Origin of the sequence: Lentzea indica (genome assembly GCF_012184385.1) — a bacterium.
In the GTDB taxonomy this organism is placed as follows: domain Bacteria; phylum Actinomycetota; class Actinomycetes; order Mycobacteriales; family Pseudonocardiaceae; genus Lentzea; species Lentzea indica.
The window spans coordinates 1-26,367 of sequence record NZ_VSRL01000122.1 but is presented as its reverse complement, the minus strand read 5'-3'; the positions used below and the strand labels follow the sequence as shown (position 1 = coordinate 26,367).

27 protein-coding genes and 1 pseudogene are annotated in these 26,367 nt (G+C 67.3%); 13 read left to right on the top strand and 15 right to left on the bottom strand.

All coding sequences use genetic code 11. From position 1 onward, the window contains the following. The 3 genes from FXN61_RS28565 to FXN61_RS28555 all read left to right on the top strand — a co-directional run. Positions 1–400 (top strand): 23S rRNA (guanosine(2251)-2'-O)-methyltransferase RlmB (locus FXN61_RS28565; protein ID WP_167977098.1); only part of this gene is annotated, 400 nt, incomplete at its 5' end. A 571-nt stretch (positions 401–971) separates the two neighbouring features. Beyond that, complete coding sequence (locus FXN61_RS28560) at positions 972–2,195, top strand: MFS transporter (RefSeq protein ID WP_167977097.1); 1,224 nt, start codon at positions 972–974, stop codon at positions 2,193–2,195. A gap of 320 nt (positions 2,196–2,515) precedes the next feature. Next, entirely contained in the window at positions 2,516–3,874 is a 1,359-nt protein-coding gene (locus FXN61_RS28555; protein ID WP_312878057.1) for a GGDEF domain-containing protein, read from the top strand. A gap of 325 nt (positions 3,875–4,199) precedes the next feature. Here FXN61_RS28555 and FXN61_RS28550 read toward each other — a convergent pair whose 3' ends face one another. The 5 genes and pseudogenes from FXN61_RS28550 to FXN61_RS28530 form a co-directional block, all read right to left on the bottom strand. Beyond that, positions 4,200–5,015 (bottom strand): metal ABC transporter permease, encoded by an 816-nt coding sequence (locus FXN61_RS28550; protein ID WP_167977095.1) that lies wholly within the window; start codon positions 5,013–5,015, stop codon positions 4,200–4,202. After that, on the bottom strand, positions 5,012–5,803 hold the full coding sequence (locus FXN61_RS28545) for a metal ABC transporter ATP-binding protein (protein WP_167977094.1): 792 nt from the start codon (positions 5,801–5,803) through the stop codon (positions 5,012–5,014). Before FXN61_RS28545 ends, FXN61_RS28550 begins: the two co-directional genes overlap by 4 nt. After that, positions 5,800–6,747: a metal ABC transporter solute-binding protein, Zn/Mn family gene (locus FXN61_RS28540; RefSeq protein ID WP_167977093.1), complete on the bottom strand. Its 948-nt coding sequence runs from the start codon at positions 6,745–6,747 to the stop codon at positions 5,800–5,802. The genes FXN61_RS28545 and FXN61_RS28540 overlap by 4 nt, the downstream gene beginning before the upstream one ends. A gap of 98 nt (positions 6,748–6,845) precedes the next feature. Beyond that, positions 6,846–7,939 (bottom strand): annotated as a pseudogene (locus tag FXN61_RS28535) (ABC transporter ATP-binding protein). A 78-nt stretch (positions 7,940–8,017) separates the two neighbouring features. After that, complete coding sequence (locus tag FXN61_RS28530) at positions 8,018–8,809, bottom strand: NAD(P)H-binding protein (RefSeq protein WP_167977092.1); 792 nt, start codon at positions 8,807–8,809, stop codon at positions 8,018–8,020. Between the two features lie 84 nt (positions 8,810–8,893). Here FXN61_RS28530 and FXN61_RS28525 point away from each other — a divergent pair, with 84 nt between their 5' ends. Further along, a complete protein-coding gene (locus FXN61_RS28525) occupies positions 8,894–9,247 on the top strand; it encodes a winged helix-turn-helix transcriptional regulator (RefSeq protein ID WP_167977091.1) in 354 nt (117 codons plus the stop codon). Positions 9,248–9,317: 70 nt separating this feature from the next. After that, a complete protein-coding gene (locus tag FXN61_RS28520) occupies positions 9,318–9,857 on the top strand; it encodes a dihydrofolate reductase family protein (protein WP_167977090.1) in 540 nt (179 codons plus the stop codon). Here the strand turns inward: FXN61_RS28520 and FXN61_RS28515 are convergent. The 3 genes from FXN61_RS28515 to FXN61_RS28505 all read right to left on the bottom strand — a co-directional run bounded on the left by FXN61_RS28515 (position 9,854) and on the right by FXN61_RS28505 (position 12,985). After that, a complete protein-coding gene (locus tag FXN61_RS28515; RefSeq protein WP_167977089.1) occupies positions 9,854–10,750 on the bottom strand; it encodes a sugar ABC transporter permease in 897 nt (298 codons plus the stop codon). The genes FXN61_RS28520 and FXN61_RS28515 overlap by 4 nt on opposite strands. Then, on the bottom strand, positions 10,750–11,667 hold the full coding sequence (locus FXN61_RS28510) for a carbohydrate ABC transporter permease (RefSeq protein WP_376770759.1): 918 nt from the start codon (positions 11,665–11,667) through the stop codon (positions 10,750–10,752). The genes FXN61_RS28515 and FXN61_RS28510 overlap by 1 nt, the downstream gene beginning before the upstream one ends. Before the next feature lie 61 nt (positions 11,668–11,728). Then, positions 11,729–12,985 carry an extracellular solute-binding protein gene (locus FXN61_RS28505; protein WP_167977088.1) on the bottom strand — a complete coding sequence of 419 codons (1,257 nt, stop codon included), beginning with the start codon at positions 12,983–12,985 and terminating at the stop codon, positions 11,729–11,731. 221 nt (positions 12,986–13,206) lie between these two features. On the opposite strand from FXN61_RS28505, the gene FXN61_RS28500 reads away from it, so the two are divergent. Further along, positions 13,207–14,244 (top strand): LacI family DNA-binding transcriptional regulator, encoded by a 1,038-nt coding sequence (locus FXN61_RS28500; protein ID WP_167977087.1) that lies wholly within the window; start codon positions 13,207–13,209, stop codon positions 14,242–14,244. Between the two features lie 124 nt (positions 14,245–14,368). After that, a complete protein-coding gene (locus FXN61_RS28495) occupies positions 14,369–15,472 on the top strand; it encodes a LacI family DNA-binding transcriptional regulator (protein WP_167977086.1) in 1,104 nt (367 codons plus the stop codon). Positions 15,473–15,475: 3 nt separating this feature from the next. Here FXN61_RS28495 and FXN61_RS28490 read toward each other — a convergent pair whose 3' ends face one another. After that, complete coding sequence (locus tag FXN61_RS28490; RefSeq protein WP_167977085.1) at positions 15,476–16,144, bottom strand: hypothetical protein; 669 nt, start codon at positions 16,142–16,144, stop codon at positions 15,476–15,478. A gap of 151 nt (positions 16,145–16,295) precedes the next feature. On the opposite strand from FXN61_RS28490, the gene FXN61_RS28485 reads away from it, so the two are divergent. The 3 genes from FXN61_RS28485 (at position 16,296) to FXN61_RS28475 (ending at position 18,249) form a co-directional block, all read left to right on the top strand. Then, positions 16,296–16,808, top strand: coding sequence for a beta-class carbonic anhydrase (locus FXN61_RS28485; RefSeq protein ID WP_167977084.1), 513 nt, complete (start codon positions 16,296–16,298; stop codon positions 16,806–16,808). Between the two features lie 62 nt (positions 16,809–16,870). Then, a complete protein-coding gene (locus FXN61_RS28480; RefSeq protein ID WP_167977083.1) occupies positions 16,871–17,740 on the top strand; it encodes an HhH-GPD family protein in 870 nt (289 codons plus the stop codon). Further along, positions 17,740–18,249, top strand: a complete 510-nt coding sequence (locus tag FXN61_RS28475; protein ID WP_188135570.1) for a 2'-5' RNA ligase family protein — start codon at positions 17,740–17,742, stop codon at positions 18,247–18,249. The genes FXN61_RS28480 and FXN61_RS28475 overlap by 1 nt, the downstream gene beginning before the upstream one ends. Here FXN61_RS28475 and FXN61_RS28470 read toward each other — a convergent pair. Then, on the bottom strand, positions 18,198–18,962 hold the full coding sequence (locus tag FXN61_RS28470; protein WP_188135569.1) for an alpha/beta fold hydrolase: 765 nt from the start codon (positions 18,960–18,962) through the stop codon (positions 18,198–18,200). The two genes, FXN61_RS28475 and FXN61_RS28470, sit on opposite strands and share 52 nt — an antisense overlap. On the opposite strand from FXN61_RS28470, the gene FXN61_RS28465 reads away from it, so the two are divergent. The 3 genes from FXN61_RS28465 (at position 18,949) to FXN61_RS28455 (ending at position 21,725) form a co-directional block, all read left to right on the top strand. Next, positions 18,949–20,415, top strand: coding sequence for a M1 family metallopeptidase (locus FXN61_RS28465; protein WP_246292122.1), 1,467 nt, complete (start codon positions 18,949–18,951; stop codon positions 20,413–20,415). The two genes, FXN61_RS28470 and FXN61_RS28465, sit on opposite strands and share 14 nt — an antisense overlap. A gap of 173 nt (positions 20,416–20,588) precedes the next feature. Next, positions 20,589–20,900 (top strand): antibiotic biosynthesis monooxygenase family protein, encoded by a 312-nt coding sequence (locus FXN61_RS28460; protein WP_167977081.1) that lies wholly within the window; start codon positions 20,589–20,591, stop codon positions 20,898–20,900. Positions 20,901–20,909: 9 nt separating this feature from the next. Further along, positions 20,910–21,725 carry an SIR2 family NAD-dependent protein deacylase gene (locus FXN61_RS28455; RefSeq protein WP_312878056.1) on the top strand — a complete coding sequence of 272 codons (816 nt, stop codon included), beginning with the start codon at positions 20,910–20,912 and terminating at the stop codon, positions 21,723–21,725. On the opposite strand, the gene FXN61_RS28450 is transcribed toward FXN61_RS28455, so the two are convergent. The 5 genes from FXN61_RS28450 to FXN61_RS28430 all read right to left on the bottom strand — a co-directional run bounded on the left by FXN61_RS28450 (position 21,685) and on the right by FXN61_RS28430 (position 26,177). Then, a complete protein-coding gene (locus tag FXN61_RS28450; protein ID WP_167977080.1) occupies positions 21,685–22,788 on the bottom strand; it encodes a hypothetical protein in 1,104 nt (367 codons plus the stop codon). The two genes, FXN61_RS28455 and FXN61_RS28450, sit on opposite strands and share 41 nt — an antisense overlap. 23 nt (positions 22,789–22,811) lie before the next feature. Next, the gene (locus tag FXN61_RS28445) at positions 22,812–23,831 is read right to left on the bottom strand and encodes an endonuclease/exonuclease/phosphatase family protein (RefSeq protein ID WP_312878055.1); all 1,020 of its coding nucleotides are present in this window, start codon (positions 23,829–23,831) and stop codon (positions 22,812–22,814) included. A gap of 99 nt (positions 23,832–23,930) precedes the next feature. Then, positions 23,931–24,425, bottom strand: coding sequence for a hypothetical protein (locus FXN61_RS28440; protein WP_167977079.1), 495 nt, complete (start codon positions 24,423–24,425; stop codon positions 23,931–23,933). Between the two features lie 298 nt (positions 24,426–24,723). Then, complete coding sequence (locus FXN61_RS28435; RefSeq protein WP_167977078.1) at positions 24,724–25,857, bottom strand: WXG100 family type VII secretion target; 1,134 nt, start codon at positions 25,855–25,857, stop codon at positions 24,724–24,726. Positions 25,858–25,862: 5 nt separating this feature from the next. Continuing rightward, a complete protein-coding gene (locus FXN61_RS28430; protein WP_167977077.1) occupies positions 25,863–26,177 on the bottom strand; it encodes a WXG100 family type VII secretion target in 315 nt (104 codons plus the stop codon). Positions 26,178–26,367: the final 190 nt, after the last annotated feature.

The following is a 26,367-nucleotide window of genomic DNA, read 5'->3' as shown; positions in this document are numbered from 1 at the left end:
CGGTCTCGGCGCCCACGGCGTGGTGGTGCCGCAGCGGCGCAGCGCGTCGATGACGGCGGTGGCGTGGCGGACCAGCGCGGGAACGGCGGCCAAGCTGCCGATCGCGATGGCCACGAACCTCACCCGCACGTTGCGCGACTGGGCAGAGGCCGGCCTGATGATCGTGGGCCTGGACGCGGACGGCGACGTGGACGTCGACGGTCTGGACCTCGCGACGGGACCGCTGGTCGTCGTCGTGGGCTCGGAAGGCCGTGGCCTCGGGCGTCTGGTCAAGGAGACGTGCGACCAGACCGTGTCGATCCCGATGGCCACCGGCGTCGAGTCGCTCAACGCGTCCGTCGCGGCCGGTGTCGTGCTGGCCGAGGTCGCGCGCCGCCGCCGGATCGCCGCCAAGGGCTGACCACGCCTGACGTTATCGGCTACTTCGCGACGCTAAAGGCATCCATTCGCCGACGTTAGTGATCGTTTTCCTGGCCCGCGAAACCGGTTCAGTTCCGCGGGGCCAGGAAACGGCGGTCTCCGCTCCTGCCAAGGGTTTGCGACTGAGCGCGATGACAAACGGCGTGGCCTATTCCGCGCCACTCCCGGGCGCGGGTACCGTCATACCGTTCGCCAATTAACGGTTCTGCCGGGCAGGAGTCGGATCCGGGTTGCACCGCTTGGCCGAGCACGTGACACCCGTTTGGCACCAGCCGACACACGGCGTGACCATTTGGGGTCCAATCAGGCGATCCCGAGGTCAACTGTGAAGAAGATCAGCTCCACGTTTCGCTATTGTAACTACTTTAGGTAACTGGCCTGCTCCGTTTAGGTACACACTGTGGTAGGACAGACGTTGAACGGTCAGGCAGCTTCTACCGTGATTGTCGATAGAAATTGATTACCACCGGCGGGGGCGACGTGACTCGGCGTAGAGCGAATCAGGACGTGCTGATTCGCCGCGCGCGCCGCGCGGCCCGCCGAGGTCGCCCATGACGACCCGCGGCGCCCTCCGCGAGCTCCTGGCTTTGCGCGAGTTCCGCGCCATGTGGATCGGTTCGACCGCCTCGACGGCCGGTGACCAACTCGCAGCGGTCGCATTGTCACTGCTCGTATTCGAACGAACACAATCCGCTGCCTGGACCGCCCTCACCTGGTCGCTGACGCTCTTCCCGCCGCTGATTTCGGGCCCGTTGCTCGGCTGGGTCGCCGACCGGTTCCCGCGACGCACGGTAATGGTCACGACGGCCTGGTTGCAGGCAGTGCTGATGGCCACGATGGCCATTCCCGGCATGCCCCTGTGGGCGATGATCGTCCTGCTCGTGGTGGTGCTGGCCATCTCCTCGCCGTACCTCGCGGCCCAGGAGGCGAGCCTCCCGCACGTGCTGCCGCCGAAGCGCTACGACGACGGCGTGGCACTCTTCGGCACGTCCGTCGACATAGCTCAGATGGCAGGCCTCGCCGCCGCCGGCTTCCTCGTCGCCCACAGCAGCCCAGGACTGGCGCTCGCGATCAACGCGGCCACGTTCGCCGTCCTGGCGATCTTGGTGCAGACGTCCGTGAAGCACCGTCCCGCCGCGGATCCGCTGGGCCGCAAGAAGAAGGACGACGAGCCACGCGGCGCACTGACCCTGATGGTGTCCGACCCGCGGTTGAGGACGCTGCTCGGTGTCCGGCTGCTCGCGGGCCTCGCGATGGTCCCCGAGGGACTCGCGGTGCCGCTCGCGGTGAGCCTGAACGCGGTGTGGGCGGTCGGCCTGATCCTCGCCATCGAACCCGCGGCGAACGTTCTGGGTGTGGCGTTGCTCTTCCGCCTCGTGCGGGATCCGGCGAAGCGAGAACGACTGATCGGCCCGCTGGCGATCCTGTCGCTGGCCCCGTTGATCATGTTCGCGTTCAACCCGAACCTGACGTGGACGATCGTTTTGTTGGTCATTGCCGGTATAGGCGGGGCTTATCACACGCCCGCTCGTTCGGCGTGGATGAGGCTGCTACCCGACCAGTACCGCGGAAGGGCTTATGGCATTGGGCGCGCGGCGTTGCGCTCGAGCCAGGGCGGAGGAATGGCGCTGGCCGGTGTCGTCGCCCATTCGATCGGATCGGTCACAGCCACGATCGCGGGAGCGGGCGGTATCGGACTGCTGCTGGCGACGCAGGCCACCTTCGCCTGGCGACGTGCGCGCGGTCACAACGACACGAAGGCGGTGGCAATCTGAAACAGAACGGTCACCAATAGCGATATCCGTCTTAGAGGCACCATGACGATCGAGGTGCACGATTGAAGTCCAGTCGAGGAGAGGCGGCGTTCAGAAGTCACGGTTGCACATGGAAGGACACCTCCTCGTTGCGACAAGCAGCAGCGCGGGTGGTCTACGACCTGGTCAGCGGCAGCTTTGCTCATGATGTGCCATGAGCGTAGGGGGTCGTGGTGAAGAACAGTTTGACTGATCGCAGGCGATCGCGGGCACTCGGCTTGACTCCGATTCGCAACTGGGACCTTTGGACCGTTGCGCCTAGTGCGATCGCGTACTTTTTCGTGCTCGAAGCGGCCGTAGCCGTCGCCTCCATCTGGCTGCTGACGAAGCTGACTTCGGTCTCGACCTCCGACTGGCTGCGCTTCGGCGCGCTCATCGCCGCGATCACGATTCACCTGACCATCGTCCGCAGAGCGGAAGAAGCCCGCCGCAACGAGGCCTCAGGCCCCCACATCGACCTGACCTCGGTCTGGACCTTCGCCGCAGCCGTGGCCCTTCCGGGCGGTCTGGCAGTCATCGCCACGATCTGGATGCGCATCCTCATCCAGCCCATCGCCCGCCGCCAGCCGTACCGCTTCGTCTTCGGCACCGCCTCCATGCTGGCCTCCACCCTCCTGTCGTGGGCACTGGTCCACCTGTCGGGTGTCTCCCTGGCAGCCACAGGAAACGTCCCGACAGACCTGGGCCTGGTCCTGGTCCTGGCCATCGCCGCCGTCCTCTACTGGTTCGTGCAGGTGATGACCGTCGCGGTCGCCTTCAAGATCGTGACCCCGAACTCGAAGGTCCTGGAATTCCTGGGCTCCAAGGTCGACAACATGCTCGAAATGAGCACCCTCGGCGCCGGCGCCATGCTCGGCATGCTCATGACGTCCCACTGGGTGGGCCCACTGCTCGTCGTGGTCCCGGTGATCCTCGTGAACGCCCTGCTGTCGAGGGCAGCAGAACGCCGCACCCACCTGGAGCGCTTGCTGCGCGAGCAGGAGCAACTCCACCAGCGCCTGGCCGCCGACGCCCACACCGACTACCGAACCGGCCTGCTGAACACGAACGGCCTGACCGAATACGCAGGCCGCCTGGCCGAACGCTGCCGCCTGGACGGCGAACCGATGACCGTCCTGGTGATCGACCTGGACCACTTCAAGCGCATCAACGACACGTGGGGCCACCCGGCAGGCAACGCAGTCCTGGCCGAAGTAGGCCGAATCCTGAGGGAAAAGCTCCGCCCCGGCGACGTAGCGGGCCGCGACGGCGGCGAAGAGTTCGTCGTAGCCCTGAAGGACACCCCGGTAGCCCAGGGCGTGACGATCGCCGAACGCATCCGCGAGGCCATCGGCTCCCTGGCCGTCCCCACAACGGACAAGCACCGCAACGTCGTCACTCTCTACGGCCGCGAAATCCAGCCGCCAGAACCCGAGGGCGTGGAACTGCAGGCGATCTCAGCCTCCATCGGCGTAGCCGTGATCCCGGACAACGGCCCGGACATGGCCACGGCCCAGCACTCGGCAGACGCGGCCCTGTACAAGGCCAAGGAAAACGGCCGCAACCAGGTCCGAGTAGCAGGCCTGGACATCCCGCCGCGCCTGATGCCAGCCCCCCGCCAGGACGACATCACCAAGCCGATCACCTCCCGCACGGCCTAACCCAGCCGACGCCGCAGGCGAGGCGACGCGACGGCGCAGCCGAGCCAACCGCGAAGGCGAAGCCGAGCAGCACTTCACACACCCAGCAGGTGGGGTGGTCCCGTCACCCCAAACACCTACGCAACAGCAAGCCGCCCAACGCAACAGGCGTGTCATCAACCCACGCGCGGCGCTGGACAGGTCTTTGATCAGATTGGCGGGGTCTGGGGCAGCGCCCCAGAAAACGCAAGCAACCGCCAGCTCAAAAACGCAACGCGACCACCTAGGACACGAAACCGGCACCCGCCAACCGAAACAGGGAGACGGCCCACCCAACCCACGCGCCTCAACCAGAACGACGCTGAACAGCCCCAACCCCACGACAAACGAGGTAGATCACAAAGCTGACCGCAGTAACGAGAGCAGACACAGGCAACCCAGGCTGAAGCGACAACAGGATCCCCCCAACAGCCGCCACCTCGGCAAAAACCACCGACAACACAGTGGCCCGCAACGGCGAAGCGGTGATCCGCATGGCAGCAGCAGCCGGCGTGATCATCAACGCCAGCACCAGCAACGCCCCGACAACCTGAACCGACAGCGCGGTAGCAACCCCAACCAGCACGGCGAACACGATCGACAGCCCACGAACCGGAACCCCACGCGACACAGCCACATCAGGATCCACAGAAGCGAAGAACAACGGCCGATAGATGAACGCCAGCACGGCCAGCACAGCGACAGACGACACAACCAGCAGCTTCAGATCAGTGGAGTCCACCCCCACGATCTGCCCGGTCAACAGCCCGAACTTGTTGGCCGACCGTCCTTTGTAGAGGGCGAGCATCAGGATCCCCATGCCGAGCCCGAACGCGAGGATCGCCCCGATAACCGAGTCCCGATCACTCTCCCGCCGCGACAACACCCCGAGCAGCACCGCGGCGATGATCGACCCGGCCAAAGCGCCGTACCCAACGCCGATGCCGAGCAGCAGTGCAGCCGCACCACCCGTGAAAGCGAGCTCGCTCGTGCCGTGCACGGCGAACGCCATCTTGCGGGTCACGATGAACGGCCCGAGCACCCCGGCGACGAGCCCCAGCACGGCGGCCGCGATCAACGCGGTCTGCACGAAGTCGAGCTCGAGCAGATCGAAGAGCGTCACGACGCGGCCTCCGCCGTCAGGTGGTGCGTCTGCTCCTCACAGGCCCCGGCACCGATCACCAGGATCTGGTCGCGCAGCCGCACGACCTCGACCGGCGTCCGGTACAGCTCGGACAGCGTCCGGGAGTTCATGACCTCTTCCGGAGTGCCGACGCGGAACCGTCCGCCGACGAGGTAGAGCACCCGGTCGACCAGCGGCAGCACCGGGTTCAGTTCGTGCGTCACGAAAAGCACTGCCGTGTTCGCCTCGCGGCGGCGCTTGTCGATCAGTTCGCTGACCACGCGCTGGTTCGCGAGGTCCAGCGAGAGCAGCGGTTCGTCGCAGAGCATCACGGTCGGATCGCCGACGAGCGCCTGCGCGACGCGCAGCCGTTGCTGCTCGCCACCGGACAGCAGGCCGATCGGCTTGTCCGCGTAGGGGGTGGCGCCAACGGACTCGATGGCCGCGTTGACGCGAACCCGTCGTTCGTGCCGGTTGCGCAGGCCGAGGCCCCAGCGGTCCCCGTCGAGGCCGAGACCGACGAGGTCCCGGCCGCGCAAGGTCATGGACTGGTCGAGCGCTCGCTGCTGCGGGATGTACCCGATGGCGTGGTTGCCGCCGGCGACCGAGACCGTGCCGGAGGACAGCGGCTGCAGTCCCAGCAGCACCCTCATCAGGCTGGTCTTGCCGGAACCGTTCGGTCCCAGGACGGCGAGGAACTCTCCGGGCTCGACGTCGAGGTCGAGCCCGTCCCACAGCACTCTGTCCCCGTAGGACAGCCGGGCCCCGCGCAGCGAGATCGCGGTCATGCCTTGAGCGCCTGCGAAAGCGCGTCCACCTGCTTGCTCATCCAGTCAAGGTAGTCGGTCACGCCTTCCGGCAACGTCTCGGTGACGGCGACGACCGGCACGTTCGCGGCCTTGGCCTTCTCGACCAGACCCTTCGTGACCTGGTTCTCGGTCTGCGTGTTGTTGACCAGCACGTTGATCTGCTTGCCCTCGACCAGCTGGTTCATCTCCGCGAGCGCGGCCGCGGGCACGTCCGCCTCCTCCTCGATCGCCTTGCTGAACGCCTCCGGCGTGATGTCCTCGGCGCCGGTCTCGTCGAGCAGGTAGTGCGCGATCGGCTCCGTCGCGGCGACCTTCTTGCCCTTGCCGATGCCGTCGACCTTCTTCCCGAGGTCTTCCAGGGCAGCGGTGAACTTCTGGGTGTTGCTCTCGAAGGTCGTCTTCTTGTCCGGCGCGATGGCACCCAGCTCGTTCGCGGCCGCCTCGGCCACCGCGCGCACGGTGTGCAGGTCGTACCAGACGTGCTCGTTCTCGCCGTGCTCGTGGCCGTCGGCGTCAGGAGCCGCACTGCTCGTGGGAGCCGGGCTCGTGGGGGCAGTGCTCGAGGGCTCGGCGTGGTCGTCCTCGCGCAGCGGGAACGCCTCGATCTTCTTCTGCGTGTCGCTGGTGATCAGCTTGGCGAAGAAGTCGTCGTAGCCGCCGCCGTTGAACACGACCAGCTTGGCGTCCTTGACCAGGGCGGCGTCCGCGGGCTTGCTCTCGTACGAGTGCGGGTCGGCGCTCGGGTCGTCGAGCAGCGCCTTGACGTCGACGGCGTCGCCGCCGACGGCCTTGATCACGCTGCCCCACACGTTCGTGGAAGCGACGACCTGGATCTTTCCGTTGTCCGCGGACGGCGTGCTCGTGCCGCAGGCGGCCAGGCTCGCCACGGCGAGAGCGCCAACCAGAGCGTTGCGGAGAGTCATCACACCATCCCTCGATCAGGTAATGGAAACCGTTGTCGAGTTCAGTTTACGACACGAAAAAGCCCCCGACGGTCACGCCGGGGGCTTTCGCGTGTGAGTCACGCCTCCAGGCGCTCGCCCGACTCGGGGTGGAACAGGTGAATCTCGGTGTGGTCGCGCACCGCGACCTTGACGTGCTGGCCCAGGGTCGGCGGCGTGCGGCCGTCGACGCGGACCACGAAGCGCTGCGACGCGTCGCCGATCTTCACGGCACCGTGCACGAGCGCGTCGGCACCGAGCTCCTCGACCAGCTCGACCGTCATCTCCATGCCCTCTTCACCCGACGGCACGATGCCGAGCGCCTCGGGCCGGATGCCGAAGGTGACCTCGTCCAGACCACCGGCGGCGTCGAGCGCTTCCCGGCTCAGCGGCACGATGACGCCGTCGAGCTTCGCGCCCTCCGACGTGATCGGCACCGTCTTGAGGTTCATGGCGGGCGAGCCGATGAAGCCGGCGACGAACGCGTTGGCCGGGCGGTCGTACAGCGCGCGAGGCGTGTCGCACTGCTGCAGCAGACCGTCCTTGAGCACCGCGACGCGGTGGCCCATCGTCATGGCCTCGACCTGGTCGTGCGTGACGTAGATCGTCGTCGTGCCCAGGCGCTGCTGCAGGGCAGCGATGTTCGCACGGGTCTCGACGCGGAGCTTCGCGTCCAGGTTGGACAGCGGCTCGTCCATGAGGAACACGGACGGCTCACGCACGATGGCGCGACCCATGGCGACACGCTGACGCTGACCACCGGACAGCGCCTTCGGCTTGCGCTCCAGGTACTTGGTGAGGTCGAGCATCTTGGCGGCCTCTTCGACCTTCGCCTTGATCTCGGTCTTGTTGACACCGCGGAGCTTGAGCGCGAAGCCCATGTTCTCCGCGACCGTCATGTGCGGGTACAGCGCGTACGACTGGAACACCATGGCGATGTCCCGGCCCTTCGGCGGCACGTTCGTGACGTCCTTGCCACCGATCTGGATGGCGCCCTCGTCAACGTCCTCGAGGCCGGCGAGCATGCGCAGCGCCGTCGACTTGCCGGAACCGGACGGGCCGACCAGCACCAGGAACTCGCCGTCGGACACCTCGAGCGACAGCTCGTCGACCGCGCGGACGGCGGGTTGCCGGAGAACACCCGCGACGCCTTGACGTAGGACACCTCAGCCATGTGATGCACCTTTCACGTTGTCTGGGCGCGACGCTATTGATTGCAAGCGCTTACGGGAACAGACGTAAGCGCTTACGTTCAGAAGGCTTTCGCGTTGCGGGCAGCCCAGTCGGCGAAACGGGTGGCCGCACGTCCCGTCACCTGCCCCACATGACCACTGACCTGCTGTTCCTCCGCCGTGGGCGATCCGAGAACGGTCAGCGTTCCGTCCACAACGGGCGGAGGCATGAACTGCAGCATCTGCTCCCGGGCCTCCTCAACGGACTGCTCGACAAACCGAATCCCGCGCCCCGTGGCCAACGAAAGCGCTTCCGCTCGTTGCCGTGGAGTCATGGCCTCCGGACCAGTCAGTTCATACGTGCGCCCCTCATGGCCACCCTCGAGCGCGACAGCCGCCACAGCCGCGATGTCCGCCGGGTCGATGAACGGCAGAGCCACGTCCGCGAACGGCGCCGCGGCCACCCCGTGCTCACGGATCGGCTGAACCCACGCGTAGGTGTTGGTGAAGAACCCGTTCGGCCGCAGGATCGTCCACTCCAGACTCGACTGCCGGACGGCCTCCTCGAACCCCGCCAACCGCGAGTGCGGCACCATGCCCGGCCGCGTGCCGGCGCCCTGAGAGGACAGCAGCACCACGCGCCGGACGCCACCGGCCTTCGCGACGTCCAGCACGTCGGCGATGTTCGTGTCCGGCCCCAAGAGATCACCAGCGAACAGCAGGAACAACGCCTCAGCCCCGGCAACGGCGGGTTCCAAAGTAGACGGACGCGCGAGATCCACCTGCGGTCGTGACACGCCGATCGCCTTGTCCCCCAACAGGTCCATCAGCGGACGTCCCACGTTGCCGGTCGCCCCGGTCACCACGATCACGAGCAGCTCCTCGTCGTTGATTCGGTATCGCGAGGAAAGCTAACATCATGAAGTTAGTAGGTACCTAGAGGAAAGTGACTATCCATGACGCCGGTACCGGAGCTCGCCTGCCCCATCGCGCCCGTGGTCGACCTGGTCTTCAGCCGCTGGACGACGCCGATCCTGTGGACGCTGAACGAGTACGGCCGGCAGCGGTTCGTCGAGCTGGAACGGCGGATCGGCACGATCACGCCGAAGGTCCTCACCCAGCGGCTGCGTCAGATGGAGCGCGACGGACTGGTCACCAGGACCTACCACCCGGAGGTTCCGCCACGGGTGGAGTACGAGATCAGCGAGCTGGGGCGCAGTCTCGCGCCGATCTTCCACAACCTCGCCGACTGGTCGAAGCGCAACCTGGCCAAGGTGGACGAGGCGAGGGTGCGCTACGACGATCGATGAGTTCTCCGCCGATGAGTTCTCCGGGGTGCACCGGTCTACCCCTCCAAACACCGAACGCGGGAGGACACCGATGGGCCACGTGCGAGTGCATTTCTCGATGTCACTGGACGGCTTTGTAGCGGACGCGAGCAACGGCTTCGGCTGGCTGGCCCACACGACCGACCAGCCCGAACTCGTCAACTCCTATGCCGAGCGCACGGGTGCCATCCTCGGCGGCAGGAAGGGGTGGGACGCCGTCCCGGATCCCAGCGCCGCGTACGGCGGCCAGTTCGTCGGCAAGCTCTTCATCCTGACCCACCACCCCGAGGACGCAGCCCAGGCGGACGGTGTCACGTTTCTGACCTGCGACGTGGCCGAGGCGGTACGGATCGGGCTCGAGGCGGCGGATGGCAAGGACCTCGAGGTCTTCTCGCCGACCATCGCCCGTCAGCTGATCGAACGAGGACTGCTCGACGAGATCGCCCTGCACATCGCGCCCGTGCTGCTCGGCGATGGCCTCAGGCTCTACGACAACCCCGGTGGGGCGCCGATCCACCTGCACCGGCTCGACACCGACGACCCCCACTCCGAGGTGGACGTGCGGTATCGGCCGGTGCGGGAGACCGTCTAACCCTTGACGGCGCCGGACGACAGCCCGGTCACCAGGAAGCGCTGCACCAGGTAGAACACGATGACAGCGGGGATGGCGACCAGGATGGAGGCGGCGGCCAGATGGCCCCACTCCGTCCTGTTCTGCTGCACGAACACCTGCAGCCCGACGGCAAGCGTCTTCGACTCGTCCGCCGCGGACAGGAACGCCGACGCGAACGCGACCTCACCCCACGCGGTCAAAAACGCGTAGAACGACGTGACCGCAAGACCTGGCTTGGCCAGCGGCATGATCAACCGCCAGAACACGCCGAACGGCGAAAGGCCGTCCACCCGGCCGGCTTCGTCGATGTCCGTCGGGATCGTGTCGAAGTAGCCCTTGAGCATGTAGGTGCAGAACGGCACCGCTGTCGTGCAGTACACGAGCACGAGGCCGATCGAGGTTCCCTGCAGCCCCAGTGCGATCAGGATGTTGTACAGCGGCACGATCAGCACCGCGAACGGGAACATCTGCACGACCAGGAACGACATCATCAGCGATCGCTTGCCGGGGAACCGGAAGCGCGACGCCGCGTAGCCCGTCGTCGCGGACAGGAACACCGCGATGACCGTCGTCAGCAACGCGATCAGCACCGAGTTGCCGAACCAGGTGAGGAAAGCGCCCTTCTCCCCGCCCAGAATCCGCGTGTAGTTGTCCAAAGAGGACTCGTTGAACAGCTTGGGCGACGTCTCGACCGCACGCGCGTCCGGCTTGAAAGACGTGACGAGCACCCAGAAAACCGGGAACACCGCCACCAGGGAAGCGATGATCAACCCGGCGTGCAGGCCAACGGACGCCAGCGCGGAACGGTCGCTGCGCTTGAGACGACGGTCGGTGGCGCGCACCACCTGAAGCGAAGAAGCGTCGAGCGTCATCACCACACCTCGCCTTGCTTGCGCAGCGCACGGCGGTAGACCGACGCGAAGACCAACAACACGGAGAGGATGAGCACGCCGTAGGTCGACGCGACCGCGTAGTCACGTGAGGCGCCGGAGAAGAAGCGCTCGAACGCGTACGTGACGAGGATGCGCGTGTTCGGGTTCGGGCCGGCGATCAGGTAGATCACCGGGAACATGTTGAACGTCCAGATGATGCCCAGCAGGATCACCGTCGACGACACCGAGCGCAGGCCGGGCAGCGTCACGTTCCGGAACCGCTGCCACGGCGTGGCGCCGTCCATCTCGGCCGCCTCGTAGAGGTCGCCCGGAATCGACTGCAGGCCGCCGAGCAGCGCCACCATCATGAACGGCACGCCCAGCCAGACGTTGACGACGATCACGGCGAACAGCGCCCAGTCGGACTGGCCGAGCCACACCGGGTCGGGCAGGCCGACCGAGCGCAGCAGCTGGTTGATGATCCCGTACTGCGCATTGAACATGTACTTCCACGCGAACGCGCTGATGAACGCGGGCACCGCCCACGGAAGGATCAGCAGGACGCGGTAAAGCGTGCGGCCCTTCACCTCGCGGTTGAGCAGCAACGCCAGCCCGAGGCCGATCGTGTAGTGGAAGAACACGCAGCCGAAGGTCCAGATGATCGTGCGGACCAGCGTGCCCCAGAACGCGCCGTACGAGGCGTCTCCGGACAGCACGTTCAGGTAGTTCTTGAAACCAACGCCTTCATACGTCGCCGGCCGGTCGAGCACCGGGTTCGCGATGTTGGCCTCGTTGATGTTGGTGAAGGTGAAGAACACGCCCTGAGCGAGCGGGTAGAGCACCAACACTGCGATGACCACCACGACAGGCAGGACCATCGCGTACGCGTACCAGTGCCGTTCCAAGAACCGGCGCACCGAATCTCTCCCTTCCAGACGAAGGGTGGCCGGGGCAGTGCCCCGGCCACCCGGTCAGGAATCAGCCGATCGAGTACTCGGGAACGACGGTGTCCTTGTAGGCCTTCGCGACCTCGTCGAGCGCCGCCTTGGCCTCCTTCTTGCCGGCGAGGACGTCGGCGTAGGCGATCTTCAGCGGGTCGAACAGCTGGCCGCCCTCCGGGATCCACGGACGGGCGTGCGCGGCCTTGGCGACCGGCTCGAACGCGGACACGACGGCGTTGGCCTTCACGTCGGCGTTGGAGTACGCGGACTTGCGGGTCGGCAGCAGGCCGAGCTCCTTGGCGACCTGCGCCTGCGACTCGGTCGAGCTCATGCACTGGATGAACTTGATCGAGGACTGCTTGGCCTTGGTGCCCTGGCGGATCACGTAGTCGTGGCCACCGACCGGCGCGCTGCCCTTGCCCGCGGAGTCACCGGGAACCGGCGCGATGCCGAGGTTCGCCTTGTCGGTGAACGCGGTGCCCTTGAGGTAGTCGGCGACGGCCCACGGGCCGTTGATGACCATGGCAGCGTCACCGGACGAGAACGCGGCCTGCATGTTCGCGTAGGAGTTCGTCGGGTCGAGCGCGGTCGTCGCGGCCTTGGCGTCGAGCAGGCCCTTGGCGGTCTGCAGCGCCTTCACGTTGTCCGCGGAGTTGACCACGATCTTCTTGGCGTTCGCGTCGACCAGGTCGCCGCCGGCGCCGTAGATGAACGGCAGCGCGTAATACGCGTCGTTGTTGAGGAAGAACGACTTCTCGCCGCCCAGCTTGGCGGCGGCGGCCTTCAGCTCGTCCCAGGTCTTGGGCGGCTCGACGCCGGCGTCGGCGAGCTTCTTCTTGTTGTAGAGCAGGGCGAGCGAGTCGGTGACCTGCGGGACGCCGTAGGTCTTGCCGTCGTACTTCGTGGAGCCCAGCGGGACCTCGAGGAAGTCGCCGGTGTCCTTCGCGAGGTCGGTGTCGCTCAGGTCGGTGATGAGGCCGTTCTTGGCCAGCTGCGGCACCCAGGCGACCTCGGAGCGGAACACGTCGGGGCCCTGACCGCCCTGCGCCGCGGTCTTGTAGTTGTTCAGCGCCTGGTCGAACGCGACGGTCTCGGCCTTGACCTTGTAGCCGCCCTTCGAGGCGCAGTCGTTCGCGATCTTGGTGAACACGGGGCTCTCGTTGGGGCCACTGGTGTCCCAGAAGGTCACTTCGCCCGAGTCGGTTCCGCTGGTGCTCGAACCACCGCCTCCACAGGCGGTCAGTACGAGGGCGACACCCGTCGCCATGGCGGTCACGAGGGTTGTCCGTCGCATCGTTGCTGCCGTTCCCTCCAGCTGGGCCTCATCTCCTGGCGAGATGGGGCGTCTTGCAAGTTTTTGCGAGAATGTTGCGGGCGATTTCACTACCCGAACCATGGTCAGGTCAAGGCATTGACCGTAACCAAGCCGTAACGGCACCGTCTTGCAAACGCGCGTTGCAAAATTTTTCCGAACGCGGCAGGCTTGCGCCGACCCAAGCTGACCAGGGAGGCAACGTGTCCGGACTGTCCGAGATCGCCAGGGCAGCCGGGGTGTCCATCTCGACGGTGAGCCGCGTGCTGAACCGGCGGGCGGGCGTCAACGAGGAGACACGGCAGCGCGTGCTGTCGGTCCTTGCGGAGATGCCGTACACCCCGCGTGGCCTCGGTGCGTTGCAACGCACCGGCGTGATCGGCCTGCTCGTGCCGGAGCTCTCGAACCCGGTCTTCCCCGCGTTCGCCGAAGCACTGGAGACGCGGGCCGCGCGCCTCGGCTACTCGTCGCTGCTGTGCAACACCCGCAGCGGCGCTCCGATGGGCGAGGAGGAGTACGTCCGGATGCTCCTGGCCCGCGGGGTCGAGGGCATGGTGTTCGTGTCACCGGAGATCACCAACGTCGAGGTGCCGCTCGGTCAGGCGCCACGCCCGAGCTACTACGCGAAGCTCGTCGCCGACGGCGTCCACATGGTCTTCCTGAACGGTGCCACGCCCGCGTTGGACGTGCCCGACGTGACGGTGGACGAGCAGGTCGCGGGCTACACGGCCACCAAGCACCTGATCGAACTGGGACACGAGCGGATCGGGTTCGTCTCGGGTCCGGCGCGATCTCTCCCCTCACGGCTGAAGCGCGCCGGCTGGGCCGCTGCCCTGGAGGAGAACCACCTGCCGGCGGGTTCCGAGTACGTCGCGCACGCGTCGTTCAGCGCGGAGGGCGGTGCCCAGGCGGTGGCGCAGCTGCTCGACACGGTGACGCCGACCGCGGTGATCTGCTCGTCGGACCACATGGCGCTCGGGGCCATGCGCGAGGCACACCAACGGGGGATTTCGATACCGGAGAACCTGTCCGTCGTCGGGTTCGACAACATCCCATTGGCCGCCTATTCGTCGCCCGCTTTGACGACCCTCGCGCAGCCGATCGAGGAGATGGCGGCGGCGGCGATCGACGAGCTCGTGCAGCGCCTGGATCCGGATCGCCGCAGGCAGGACAGGGACAACTACACCCGCGTGTTCCGGCCGCGGCTCGTCGTGAGGGAGTCGACAGCGCCCCCGAAGTGAGACGCCCATTGGTCTGGACCAACTTCTGAACAAGGCAGATGGGTCAACCTGCGCGGATGCGTCATTTGAGGGACACAGGTCACCCTCGCTTCACGAATTGGTTCTGAACCGTTACGGTCCTTTCATGGCGCGGTCGATGCATGTGCGACGTCCGGCAACGTTGGCCTCTCTGGCCGCTGAGCTGGGCGTTTCCCGGACAACGGTGTCCAACGCCTACAACCGGCCCGACCAGCTCTCGCCCGAGCTGCGTCGCCGGGTGTTGGACACGGCCCGAAGGCTGGGTTATCCCGGCCCGGATCCTGTGGCGCGCTCGTTGCGCACGCGCAAGGCCGGGGCGGTGGGCCTGTTGCTCACAGAGAACCTCTCCTACGCGTTCCGCGACCCCGCCGCGATCGGCTTCCTCGAGGGCCTCGCGCTCGCGTGTGAGGACGCGGGCACGGGCCTGTTGCTGGTTCCCGCCAATCCCGAACGTGAGGACGTCGCGTCCGTCCACCGCGCCGGCGTCGACGGCTTCGTCGTCTACTCGGTCCCGGACGACGACCCGCACCTCGCCGCCGTGCTGGAGCGCCCGGTGCCCACAGTCGTCTGCGACCAGCCGGACCTCGGCACCGTGGACAGGGTCGGCATCGACGACCGCGGCGCGATGTACGAGCTCGCGAAGCACCTGATCTCGCTCGGGCATCGAAGGGTCGGCGTCGTGTGCATGCGTCTCGCACGCGACCGCAACGACGGCTTCGTGACCCCGGACCGCCAGCACGCCGCGCACTTCCACGTGCAGCGCAACCGCCTGTCCGGCCTGGCAGAGGCGTTCAGCGAGGCCGGCGTCGACTGGTCGCAGGTGCCCGTGGTCGAGCGCTTCGACCACAACATGGCCTCCGGCGCGTCCGGCGCGGCCCAGGTGCTCGACAAGGACCCGCAGATCACAGCGTTGATCTGCACCTCGGACGTGCTGGCGCTGGGCGCGCTGACCGAGGCCGCCCGGCGTGGCCTGCGCGTGCCGCACGACATCACCGTGACCGGGTTCGACGGCATCCGTCCCGGCGAGGAGGCCGGACTCACCACGGTCCGTCAGCCGGTGCTGGAGAAGGGCCGCGCGGCGGGCAAGCTCCTGCTCGACGCGAGCGAGCGGACGCGGCCGCGTTCGGTCAACCTCGCCACGGAGCTGATCATCGGCAAGACGTCGGCGGCGCCGCGCGGTGGTGCCGAGGAGCGTTGGTTCGGACCGTGAGTGCTACCACTCCAGCCTGAACACCACGGGTGAGCTGGCCTTTCCGGCCAGCTTCGCCACCAGCAGGTAGTCACCCGGCCCGAGCCGGGTGTGCGCGCCGCACCCAGGCTTCGAGGTGGAGCCCACCCACTTCGTGCCGTAGTTGAAGGCTTCCTTCGGCTGCATCACCCGCACCTCCGTGCCCGCCGTCGACAGGCAGTGGTTGCTGGACCACAGCAGCGTCGCGCCGTCGGCGGTCAGCACCGTCAGCTCGCGGTGCTGGCGCCCGATGTCCCTGATGCACGGCACCGGCCCGTTGTTGACCACGTCCATCGACAGTTCCGGCTGGTCGCCGACGGTGTAGAAGGGTTTGTTCGCCTTCGCCACGACCCCGATCACGTCGTCCGGGCAGGGCTGCGGCGGTCCGGGAGGCGGAGGCGGAGGCGTGGTCTCCGTCGGCGAGGGCGGCGGGGTGGTCGAGGAAGACGACGCGGCGGCCATCTCGGACATGCTGGGCGGCGGGTTGGAGGACGACGCCGCGGCCGCGTTCGTCGGCTGGGCGGGCTCGTCGTTCGAACCGAACATCCCGACGATCCAGATCACGAGCAGCAGTGTGACCAGCGCGGCCCCGATCGCGGCGAGGCGGCGGCGCCAGTACACCGTGGACGAGAGGGGTCCTGTGGGCTCGATCACGGCCCGAACGTAGCCGGACCAGGTGGAATCCAGTCGTAGGCGAGCATCGCTCGATCTGGTGAACGTGATATTGGTCTGAAACCCCTTGTGAACGTGTGCTAACTCCGGTTCCAATCGGTGCGGGGTCCGCCGGTAGGCCATGGAGGGTGTCATGACCGCGATCGACGAACTGCTCAAGCGGAACTACGAGCTCGGGAACGTGATTCCCGGAGACCGTTCTTCCCCGAAGCCGTCCCTGCAGGTGGCCATCCTGACCTGCATGGACTCACGCATCCGCGTGTTCGAGATCTTCGGGCTGAGGCAGGGCGAGGCACACGTGCTGCGCAACGCGGGAGGTGTCGTCACCGACGACGCCATCCGATCGCTCGCGCTGAGCCAGCGCAAACTGGGCACGCGCGAGGTGCTGCTCGTGCACCACACGAACTGCGGCCTCGAGTTGGTGACCGAGGACGACTTCAAGGACGAGCTGGAAGCCGACACCGGCCTGCGCCCGACCTGGGCCGTCGAGGCGTTCAAGCAGGTCGAGCAGAGCGTGCGCGGATCGATGGCCCGCCTGCGCCGCAGCCCGTTCATCCCGCACACGAACAAGATCCGCGGGTTCGTCTACGACGTGCACACCGGTGAGCTGCGCGAGGTCGACGCCGCCGACGCCCAAGCCGCCTGATTTGCTTGCGAGAGGGCCCTTCCTGGCAACGGGAAGGGCCCTCTGGGCGAGAATGGCGCTCGATGAATCACGAGTTGCTGCTGGGCTGGTGGGACACCGCCGCCCGCGACCTGCCGTGGCGCCGTCCCTCGTGCACCGCCTGGGGCGTGCTGGTCAGCGAGATCATGCTGCAGCAGACGCCGGTCGCCCGCGTCGAACCGATCTGGCACGAGTGGCTTTCGCGCTGGCCCGTGCCCAGTGCGATGGCTGCGGCCTCCCAGGGTGAAGTGCTGCGCATGTGGGGCAAGCTCGGCTACCCCCGCCGCGCTTTGCGGCTGCACGAGGCTGCTTCCGCGATCGCCAGGGATCACGGCGATGTCGTGCCGTCGGACGTCGAGACGCTGGAGTCGTTGCCCGGCATTGGCAGCTACACGGCTCGTGCGGTGGCCACGTTCGCGTACGGGCAGAAGTGCGCTGTTGTCGACACGAACGTCCGCCGGGTCGTTGCGCGCGCGGTGCACGGTGCCGGTGACGCCGGGCCGCCGTCGACCAAGCGCGATCTTCGGGACGTCGAGGCGATCCTGCCGGAGGCCCAGGACGACGCCGCTGTGTTCTCGGCGGCGTTGATGGAGCTCGGGGCGTTGATCTGCACGGCCAAGAACCAGAAGTGCGCCGACTGCCCTTTGTACGCCGAATGTGCTTGGCAGCTGGCCGGGCGGCCTGCCTATGCGGGGCCGGCGAAGAAGGTGCAGCAGTTCGCGGGCACCGATCGCCAGGTGCGGGGCAAGCTGCTGGACGTGCTGCGTGGCGCGCCAGGACCGGTGCCCAAGGCGCAGCTCGACATCGTCTGGAACGACATCACGCAACGAGAGAAGTGCCTGGTCTCGCTGCTCGACGACGGTTTGGTCGAGCAGACGCGAAACGGCCTGTTCGCGCTACCGGGAGAGCACTGATGCACGCGCTGGTGGCGTTCTTCGACGACGAGGCGGACGCGAAGATCCGCGAGCTGTGGCGGGCTGCCGGCGTGAAGCACACGTATCCGCCGCACCTCACCTACGCCGTAGCCAGCACCATCGGCCCCAAGGTCCGCAAGGAGCTGCGCGAGGACCTCGAACGGCTGTGGATGCCGGACCTGTGGTTGCACACGCTCGGGACGTTCTCCACCACCGAAAACGTGCTGATGCTCGCTGCGGTCGTCGACACCGAGCTGCTGGCCGTCCACTCGGCGATCCACGACGTGCTCGCGAGCAAGGTCAAGAACCCGAACGCCTACTACCTCCCTGGCAACTGGATCCCCCACTGCACGCTCGCCCAGGGCCTCGACGACGAGGCGACCAAGGCGGCGTTCGCGAAGGTGTTCCCGGTGGCGCCGATCCGCGCGAAGGTGCGCGAGGTGTCGATCGTCGACACTCAGACCGGCGAGATCGACGTGCTCAAGAAGGCCTCCACGGCTCCCCGGTAGACCCACGGCGCGCTGGCGTGCACGACGTGGCCGGCTTCCGGCACGTACAGGTACTGGCCGCGGGAACGCCGCGCCGCCTCCACCATCTGCCCTGGTAGCTGGCCGCCCCGACCCGCCTCGATGACGAGCGACGGGCACCGGACCTCGTCGATGAGGTCCCAGTACGCCCGCGTGCCCCACTCGGCCGCGATCTCGTAGAGGTCGTCCAGTGACGCGATCAGGTGCCAGCCGTCCTCGCGTTCCTCGAAGTACTCGGCGAACACCGGATCACCGAAGAACGACGTCACGTGCGCGACCGACTGGAACGGCACCGGCCAGGCGTCGAAGAGCCATTTCCACTCGTCGACCGTCCTGCCCCTGTTGTCCGGGGCGAAGTCCTCGACCACAATCGCCCGGACCAGGTCCGGACGGGTCGCCGCGAGACACCACGCGTGCAGCCCGCCCATGGAGTGCCCGATCACGACAGCGGGCCCGAGGTCGAGGTCCTCGATGGCGGCAGCGGCATCGCGGACGAAGTCCTCGGTGCGAAACGGTCCCCGCTGCGGGTTGCGGCCGTGCCCGCGCTGGTCGACAGCGACCACGCGACCGAACGGCCTGAGCCACTGGGCGACCGGCCACCAGGCGGCGGCCCTGCTCATCAGACCGTGCAGCAGCAGCACGCCTTGTCCGGTTCCGCCGAACTCCACCACAGACACAGGGATGATTAAACGCATGAAGGCCCGCCCGTACCTGATCGCCCTGGTGTTGATCGTGCTCGTCGCCGGGCTGCTCGTCGTGTTCCGCACGCCGGGCGGCGACCCCGCACAGCAGCAGCGCCAGGAGACGTCAGCGCAGGCCGCCGTGGAGGCCGGTGCGGGCGCGGGCGACGCCTACTACCCGACGGACGGCAACAGCGGTTACGACGTCGCGCTCTACGACCTCGCGATCACCTACGACCCCGGGTCGAAGCGGCTGGACGGCGTCGCGAAGATCACCGCGACCACGTCGGAGGACCTGTCGCGCTTCAACCTGGACCTGGAGGGCCTGAAGGTCAGCGACGTGAAGGTCGGCGGCCAGCCTGCGAAGTTCGTGCAGGAGGGCGACCACGAGCTGGTGATCACCCCGGCAGCGCCGCTCGCGAAGGGCAAGCAGTTCACCGCCGTCGTCACCTACGGCGGCGCGCCCACGACGATCGACGACGCCTCGCTGGGCCGCAGCGGCTGGCAGATCTCGTCAACCGGTGGCGCGTTCGCCGCAGGCCAGCCGCACTCCGCGACGACGTGGTTCCCCGCCAACGACACCCCGCGCGACAAGGCGGCCCTCAAGCTCGCGGCCCGCGTCCCCGACGGCTGGACGGCGATCTCGAACGGCCTCGAAGGCCCGGTCACGCGCGACGGCGGCTGGACGACGTTCAACTGGTCGGAGGAGACCCCGCTGGCGACCTACGTGGCCACCGTGGCCATCGACAAGTTCGAGGTGGTGCGCTCGAAGCTGCCGAGCGGCACGCCGGTGCTCGACGCGTACGCGCCCGGCACGTCTGCGCAGAAGAAGCCGATCCAGGCGAAGCTGCCGGAGATCCTCGCGTACCTGGAGACCAAGTTCGGCCCGTACCCGCAGCGCGCTGCAGGCAGCATCTGGGTCGCCGACCAGATCGGGTTCTCGCTGGAGACCCAGACCCGCCCGATCTACGCGTCGTGGGCGGACCTGGAGACCGTTGTGCACGAGAACGCCCACATGTGGTTCGGCGACTCCGTGTCGTTGCGGAACTGGGCGGACATCTGCCTGAACGAGTGCCTCGCGTCCTACTCGCAGTGGCTGTGGACGGAGAAGGAGGGCACCGACCTCGACAAGCGCTACCGCGAGCGCGTCCAGGAGCTGCGCGACCGGTCGTCGTTCTGGGCGCCGAAGCTCTACGACATGGGCAAGGGCAACGAGTTCCGCGGCGTCTACGACAAGGGCATCTTGGCGATGCACGCGCTGCGCAAGCAGGTCGGTGACGACGTGTTCTTCAAGGCCCTGCAGTCGTGGTCGGCCAAGCACCGCGACGGGAACGCCACCTGGCCGGAGTTCGAGAACCACTTCAAGCAGGCGTCCGGGCAGCAGCTGGACGGGTTCTTCGCCGCGTGGTTCCGCGGATCGGGCATTCCACAAGATCAGTACCTGCTGCCTGCCGGACTGCGGCGCTAGCGCCGTGGCCCGAAGACTTGCCGTGCCATTTCGCGGTCAGGCGGGCGCATCGTGGTACCGCCCCCCGCGTCCTCATACTGGATGTATGGGGGCGCGGGGGCGGTGCCGCGAGGCGTCCTACTGAGCGTGAAAGGGCTCGCCAAGGATTCGGGCCACGGCGCTAGTGTGGACGCATGGCAGTCGTGAAGATCAACGCGATCAAAGTCCCCGAGGGCAACGGCCCCGAGCTGGAGAAGCGCTTCGCAGCCCGCCTCGGCGCTGTCGACGACCAGCCCGGTTTCCTCGGCTTCGAGCTCTTGCGCCCGGTCGCCGGCGAGGACCGCTACTTCGTCGTCACGCACTGGGAGACGCACGAGGACTTCGTGGCGTGGCGCGACGGGCAGGCCGGTCAGGCAGCGCACTCCGGTGAGCGCGCGAAGCCCGTGTCGACCGGCGCCGACCTGCTGGAGTTCGAGGTCGTGCTGGGCAGCAAGCCCAAGCAGTGAGCCCAGGCAGTGACCTCGCTCGACCACGCTTACGACCAGGCAGCTGAGCTGATCGCCGGCGCGGACGCGTTGCTCGTCTGCGCCGGTGCCGGCATGGGGGTCGACTCCGGTCTTCCCGACTTCCGCGGCACCGAGGGCTTCTGGCGGGCGTACCCGCCGTACGAGCGGCTCGGGCTGAAGTTCGAGGAGATCGCCGACCCGGTGCACTTCGCCGACGATCCCGCGCTGGCGTGGGGTTTCTACGGCCACCGGCTCGGCCTGTACCGCGCGACCGTGCCGCACGAGGGTTTCTCGATCCTGCGTTCCTGGGGTGCCCGCGTCTTCACGTCCAATGTGGACGGCCAGTTCCAGAAGGCGGGCTTCGCGGACGTCGCCGAGGTCCACGGTTCGATCCACCACGTCCAGTGCGTGGAACCGTGCACGGACGACATCTGGGAGTGCTCGTTCGACGTCGCCGTCGATCCGGAGACGATGCGCGCCGTCGACCCGCTGCCGTCGTGCCCGAACTGCGGCGGGCTGGCGAGGCCCAACATCCTGATGTTCGGCGACTGGGGCTGGGTGCCGCACCGCAGCCAGGCGCAGCTCGACGCGCTCACCGAGTGGCGGCGTTCGCAGCGGAAGCTGGTCGTGATCGAGATCGGCGCCGGCAGCGCGGTGCCGACCGTGCGGCGGCAGGCCGAGCTGGCCAGTGCCGCCTCCGGTGCGCTGATCAGGATCAACCCGCGCGAACCGGAGGTCAGGCACGGCCGGGGCGTCTCGTTGCCGGTGAACGCCCTCGAAGCGCTTACCGCACTGGCCCGAGCAATCGGTCGAACGTGTCCGTGACCTTCTGCAGGTCACCCACGACCGCGTAGGCCGACATGTCGAGGTGCCGCTCCCTCGTCGTGCTCACGAACGTCGCCTCGATGGTGTAGGAGCCACCCCACGCGGTGTACTCGTCCGGCGCCCTGCTCTCCAGGTAGACGTACGCGTCGCCCCGAGTCGTGCTGTTCTTCAGGAACATGCCCATGCAGTGCGTGCCGTTCTCGGTGCAGCGCAACGACGGGCTCTTCTTGTGATCCCAGTTCGTGCGATCGAACGGCACGAGCCGCCGGTCGACGTACGAGTACTCCTTGGTGAAGTCGCGCTGGGTGTAGGCGACGATCGTGCTGTGGATCTCCCCCAGGTTCGCCTCGGGTTCGTCGCCCTCGACGTGCAGTCCGGCGTGGAGCTTGATGACGTTGCCGTTCACGCTGACATCGGGGCTGAGCCAGTACCGGGACTGGCCGGTGGACATCGGGTTCGGGTCTTCACCCTCGACGGGAGTGAGGTCCTGGTAGTCCGACCCCGTGCACGGGGCTTCCGGGAACTTGGACCTCTGCGACGCCGGAACGTACATCGCGAGCCGGCTGGTTGCGATGTAGCTCGTTTTGCTGGTCTTCTCGAACAACGACAGCCTGCTGGTGGACGGTCCGTGGAAGGGCGGCTCCTTTTCGTCGTCGTCCTTCTGCGAGCCTGCCTGCGTCGGGTTGTAGCACTCGGTCGGTCCCGGCGGCACGGTGTCCGGCGCGCCGGTCGGCCGGACGTACGGGCGGATGGCCCACTGGAACGCCGCGCCGTGGCCCCCGCTGCCGATGTACTCCTTGTCGCGGTACTTCACCGAGGCGATGGCCCCGGCGAGCGCCGTCGACGCCGTGACCGACACCTGGTCGGTCGAGATGGTCACGTCCGGGTAGGTCTTCTCGCCGTTCGTGGTGGCGGCGCACTCGGACTTGTAGGTCATGGCGAACTGGTAGTGCGCCTCGTTGCGCATGTCGAAGTCGTCGGGCGGTGTGCAGTTGACAGGTTCCTCGGCCTGAGCGGGCGAAAGCATGCCCCCCAGCAAGGCCGCAATGGCGAGGATCTTCATGCGACCTGTCTACCGAGGATCGGCTACCGGGGTACGACGAACTGGGCAACTACCGCCCGATGATCGCTACCCGGCACGTCGAACACGTCCACCGTGTCGACCGGGCAGCGCGTGTCCACCAGCACGTGGTCGATGGTGACCGGCGGCGGCCAGATCCCGCTCTTGCTCGGCCACGTGTGGATCAGCCCCTTGCCGACCTGGTCGGCGGCGTCCACGTACCCCTTGTTCAGCAGCCGGGTGAGTCCGACGTGGTCGAGCGTCGCGTTGAAGTCACCCGCGAGCACCCTGATCGCGCCGGTCGAGTCAGGGCTGGGCAGCCCCGCCAGTTCTCGTTGCCACGCCTCGGGCCCGTCGGTGACGACCGGCGGCAACGGGTGCACCGACACGACCTCGATGTCCGTGCCCGGCAGGTCCACCAGTGCGCCGGCCTGCTGCAACGTGCCCGGCGGGGTCAGATTCCGTTGCCTGAGCGGGTACTTCGAGGCGATGCCGCTGCCCGATCCGCCCGGCTCGTCCAGGAAGACGCGGCTGGGCAGCACCTGGTCGAGACCCGCTCGTTCGAGGTCACGGACCATCTCCGGTGTCAGCTCCTGCATGGCCAGGATGTCGATCTTGCGTGCCTTGACCTCGCGGACGATGGCTTCGGCGTCCGCGATGCCGGTGAGGAGGTTCGAGGTCATCAGCCTGACCTGCTGCCCCACGCCGTTCGGCCGTGAGTCCGGAAACGCCCGCGGCACCACGTTCGCCACGAGCACGATCGCCACGAGGGTCATCGTCAGCCCGACGACCCATCTCTTGCGGAACAGCGCGAACAGCCCGATGAGCAGCCCTGCGACGGTGATGTACGGGATCAGCGACGTCGTGGCGATCATGTACCGGGTGCCGTCGATGCCGAGCAGCCTGAGCATCGCCGCCGCGACGAACGCCATCGCACACACGACCAGCAGAAACGTGGCGAATCCGCTCTTCTGCGGCTTCACCTCGGTGGTGACCACGTCGTGCAGTGTGCCTGAGTGCGCGTCGGTCTCCGGTGTGGTGCTCACAACCAGGGGACGGTTGGCGGCGGGGTTCCGTTGCGTGCCGAAAGCCGCCAGGCGACCTGGAGGAGGTCCCCACGCGGAAGGCAGGGACCTCCACCGTGCTCAGACGGTCGCAGCAGGGTGCCTCGGCCGCGCGCCTGGCATGCGATCGAGCAGGTCGACGAGCGCGTCCACCCTGCGCAGCACGGACTCGCCGTCGATCTGCCCGTGCGCCGACGTGTAGACGACTCCGCCCTCGAAGGTGAGGTGCTGAAACAGCTCTCCATCGGCGTGAGCTTGCAACCACGCGACGACCTGCGCGTTCAGCACGCCGTCCGCCTCGACCAGATCGTTGGTGAACGCGAGGTGCTTGTGGTCGGCCGACTCGGGCAGGCGCAACTCCATCCAGAGAGGCTGCTCCTGACCCGCGACGGTCTGCGGCGCCTGGGCCGCCCACTTCCTGAAGCGCTTTCCCTCCGCCCAACGCCCGACGACGATCTTGAGCGGCACCAGGTCCGCGGTGGCGACCTCAATGCGGTGCTCGTGGTGCGTGACGGTGTTGCCGCGGTGGTCGCGGTGCGCACTTCCACCGACGCCTCGCACACGCGGACGCGCCACCTGTTGCGCTCGAACTCGAGCGCGTAGTCGAACTGCGGCCCGCCCGCGCTGCTGATCAACGCCATGACGCCGTCGTGCTCACCCAAGAACGGCGATGCGAGATCAGCCGACCAAGGCAGTACGTCGCCGCTCGCATCCGTCACCGTCGCGCCGACCTTGTTCGCGAACTCGGCCAGCACGTCCTCGTGCTCAAGCGCTTCCTGCCTGTTCTTGCGCCACGACCACCACCACAGCGGTGAGAACAACAGGGCGATGCCCAGCAGCAGCAACAGGAGTTTCCACTTGTAGGGCTCCATGATCAGATGTCCAGAAACCCTTCGATACGTTGTTTCGAGTGATCGGTGCCGACCTTGTCGTACTCGGCGGCCTTCTCCTGGATGGACGAGTTCCGCAGGCCCTTCTCGTGCGCGGGATTGCCCTGGGCCAGTGCTTCGTTCCCGGCCGCATCCCCCATCGACTTCCAGAAGCCCTGGTTCATGCGTTCACCGACCATGCCCTCAGAGCTGTTCAGCTTGTCGCGCGGCGAGGCCGTCAGCCACTCCCGAGACCACTTCCCCTTCTCGTCCAGCACCGGCTTCAGCCGCGCGTCCGCCTGCGCGACGCCGGCCTTCTTGTCCGCCATCGCCTTCTTGAACCCGGTGCCGAGGTTCTTGGCCTTGCTCGCCAGCTTCCGCAGGAAGTCCATGATCTTGGTCAGCAGCTGGCGCAGCTTGGCGACGATGCGCGACACCCTGCCGACCGTGGTGGCGACCCGGACGCCGGTCGCCGCACCCGCCGCGGCCGTGGAAGCACCGCAACTCGGCACTGCGGCGGCGAGTGCGGGAATCCAGATCATGATCAGCCAGGTGATCAGCTCGGTGAGAATCGCCTTGATGACGTCTTCGATGACCTGCATGACCATCGACGACATCATCAGCAGCTCAGCCAGTTCACCGGCCTGAGCAGCAACGCCGTCGATGCCGTGGGCGAACTCCCCGAGCTTGGTGCCCGCGGCCTCGGAAGCGCTGCCGCCCCAGGTCTGCACGGTGCTCTGCAGCTCGTCGGCGAACTTGGTGCGCAGCTCGGCGACGCCCGCCGCGATGGCACCGAAGTTCTCGCCGGCCTGCTGCAACGCGGGGCCGTCGCCACTGACGAAGTGAATGGCGTCCTCCAGCGGCTGCACCACGCTGATCAGGAAGTTGAGCCCTTGCCCGACCAGCCAGCCGAGCGGGTCCATCGCGAGGCCCTGCCCGGCTTCGGTCAGCCCGCTGATCAACGCGCTGCCTTCGGACGACAGGGCGGACGCGCCGCCCGTCTCACCGGTCTTGCCCAGCGCTTCGGTCGCCTTGGCGAAGTTGCCGTAGATCGGGATCGCCTCGACGGCCTTCTGGCCGGTGGTCTTCTCACCGACGGTGATCTTGACCCCGCCGGCCTCGATCTCCTCCTCTGCCACGCGGTCTACCCCCTGCTGACCTGGATGCCGTCGAGAATCGCCTTCAGGGCCGCTTCCTGGTCGGCATAGCCCTGCGCGGTGTCACGGAACTTGTCGGCACCGGACTGCAGGCCTTCTTCCATGGCCGTGAACGTCTCCTTGAGGTCGTTCAGGAGATTCGTGTAGTTGTCGAAGACGAACAGACCGACGACACCCCACGACTTGTTCGACACGTCGGCCTTCTCGACGAGGCCCTTGATCGCGCTCGCCGTGCTGCGGTGGCCGTCGAGCTTGCCGGCGTACTCCGTCAGCTCTTCCGGGTTGACGCTGAACCCGCTCATCGGCCGTCCTCGTCGTCATAGAGGTTGAGGAACTTGCCGTCCTGTTTGGGCGGTGCGGCGGGAGGCGGCGACGACCTGTCGTTCCACGAGTTGCCGCGCAAGATGTTCTGGCTCGGAGAAGTCGTCCGGCGTCTCAGGCGCGGGCCTGCGGACGGGAGGAGGCTGCCGGATCTGACCGGGCTGCGGCGCG

What these genes read in the sequence shown, in the direction of transcription:
- FXN61_RS28560 (WP_167977097.1), top strand. Translation starts at nt 972, where the DNA reads ATGACGACCCGCGGCGCCCTCCGCGAGCTCCTGGCTTTGCGCGAGTTC.
- FXN61_RS28545 (WP_167977094.1), bottom strand. Translation starts at nt 5,803, where the DNA reads ATGACCGCGATCTCGCTGCGCGGGGCCCGGCTGTCCTACGGGGACAGA.
- FXN61_RS28540 (WP_167977093.1), bottom strand. Translation starts at nt 6,747, where the DNA reads ATGACTCTCCGCAACGCTCTGGTTGGCGCTCTCGCCGTGGCGAGCCTG.
- FXN61_RS28525 (WP_167977091.1), top strand. Translation starts at nt 8,894, where the DNA reads ATGACGCCGGTACCGGAGCTCGCCTGCCCCATCGCGCCCGTGGTCGAC.
- FXN61_RS28520 (WP_167977090.1), top strand. Translation starts at nt 9,318, where the DNA reads ATGGGCCACGTGCGAGTGCATTTCTCGATGTCACTGGACGGCTTTGTA.
- FXN61_RS28515 (WP_167977089.1), bottom strand. Translation starts at nt 10,750, where the DNA reads ATGACGCTCGACGCTTCTTCGCTTCAGGTGGTGCGCGCCACCGACCGT.
- FXN61_RS28505 (WP_167977088.1), bottom strand. Translation starts at nt 12,985, where the DNA reads ATGCGACGGACAACCCTCGTGACCGCCATGGCGACGGGTGTCGCCCTC.
- FXN61_RS28495 (WP_167977086.1), top strand. Translation starts at nt 14,369, where the DNA reads ATGGCGCGGTCGATGCATGTGCGACGTCCGGCAACGTTGGCCTCTCTG.
- FXN61_RS28485 (WP_167977084.1), top strand. Translation starts at nt 16,296, where the DNA reads ATGACCGCGATCGACGAACTGCTCAAGCGGAACTACGAGCTCGGGAAC.
- FXN61_RS28480 (WP_167977083.1), top strand. Translation starts at nt 16,871, where the DNA reads ATGAATCACGAGTTGCTGCTGGGCTGGTGGGACACCGCCGCCCGCGAC.
- FXN61_RS28475 (WP_188135570.1), top strand. Translation starts at nt 17,740, where the DNA reads ATGCACGCGCTGGTGGCGTTCTTCGACGACGAGGCGGACGCGAAGATC.
- FXN61_RS28465 (WP_246292122.1), top strand. Translation starts at nt 18,949, where the DNA reads ATGATTAAACGCATGAAGGCCCGCCCGTACCTGATCGCCCTGGTGTTG.
- FXN61_RS28470 (WP_188135569.1), bottom strand. Translation starts at nt 18,962, where the DNA reads ATGCGTTTAATCATCCCTGTGTCTGTGGTGGAGTTCGGCGGAACCGGA.
- FXN61_RS28460 (WP_167977081.1), top strand. Translation starts at nt 20,589, where the DNA reads ATGGCAGTCGTGAAGATCAACGCGATCAAAGTCCCCGAGGGCAACGGC.
- FXN61_RS28450 (WP_167977080.1), bottom strand. Translation starts at nt 22,788, where the DNA reads ATGAAGATCCTCGCCATTGCGGCCTTGCTGGGGGGCATGCTTTCGCCC.
- FXN61_RS28430 (WP_167977077.1), bottom strand. Translation starts at nt 26,177, where the DNA reads ATGAGCGGGTTCAGCGTCAACCCGGAAGAGCTGACGGAGTACGCCGGC.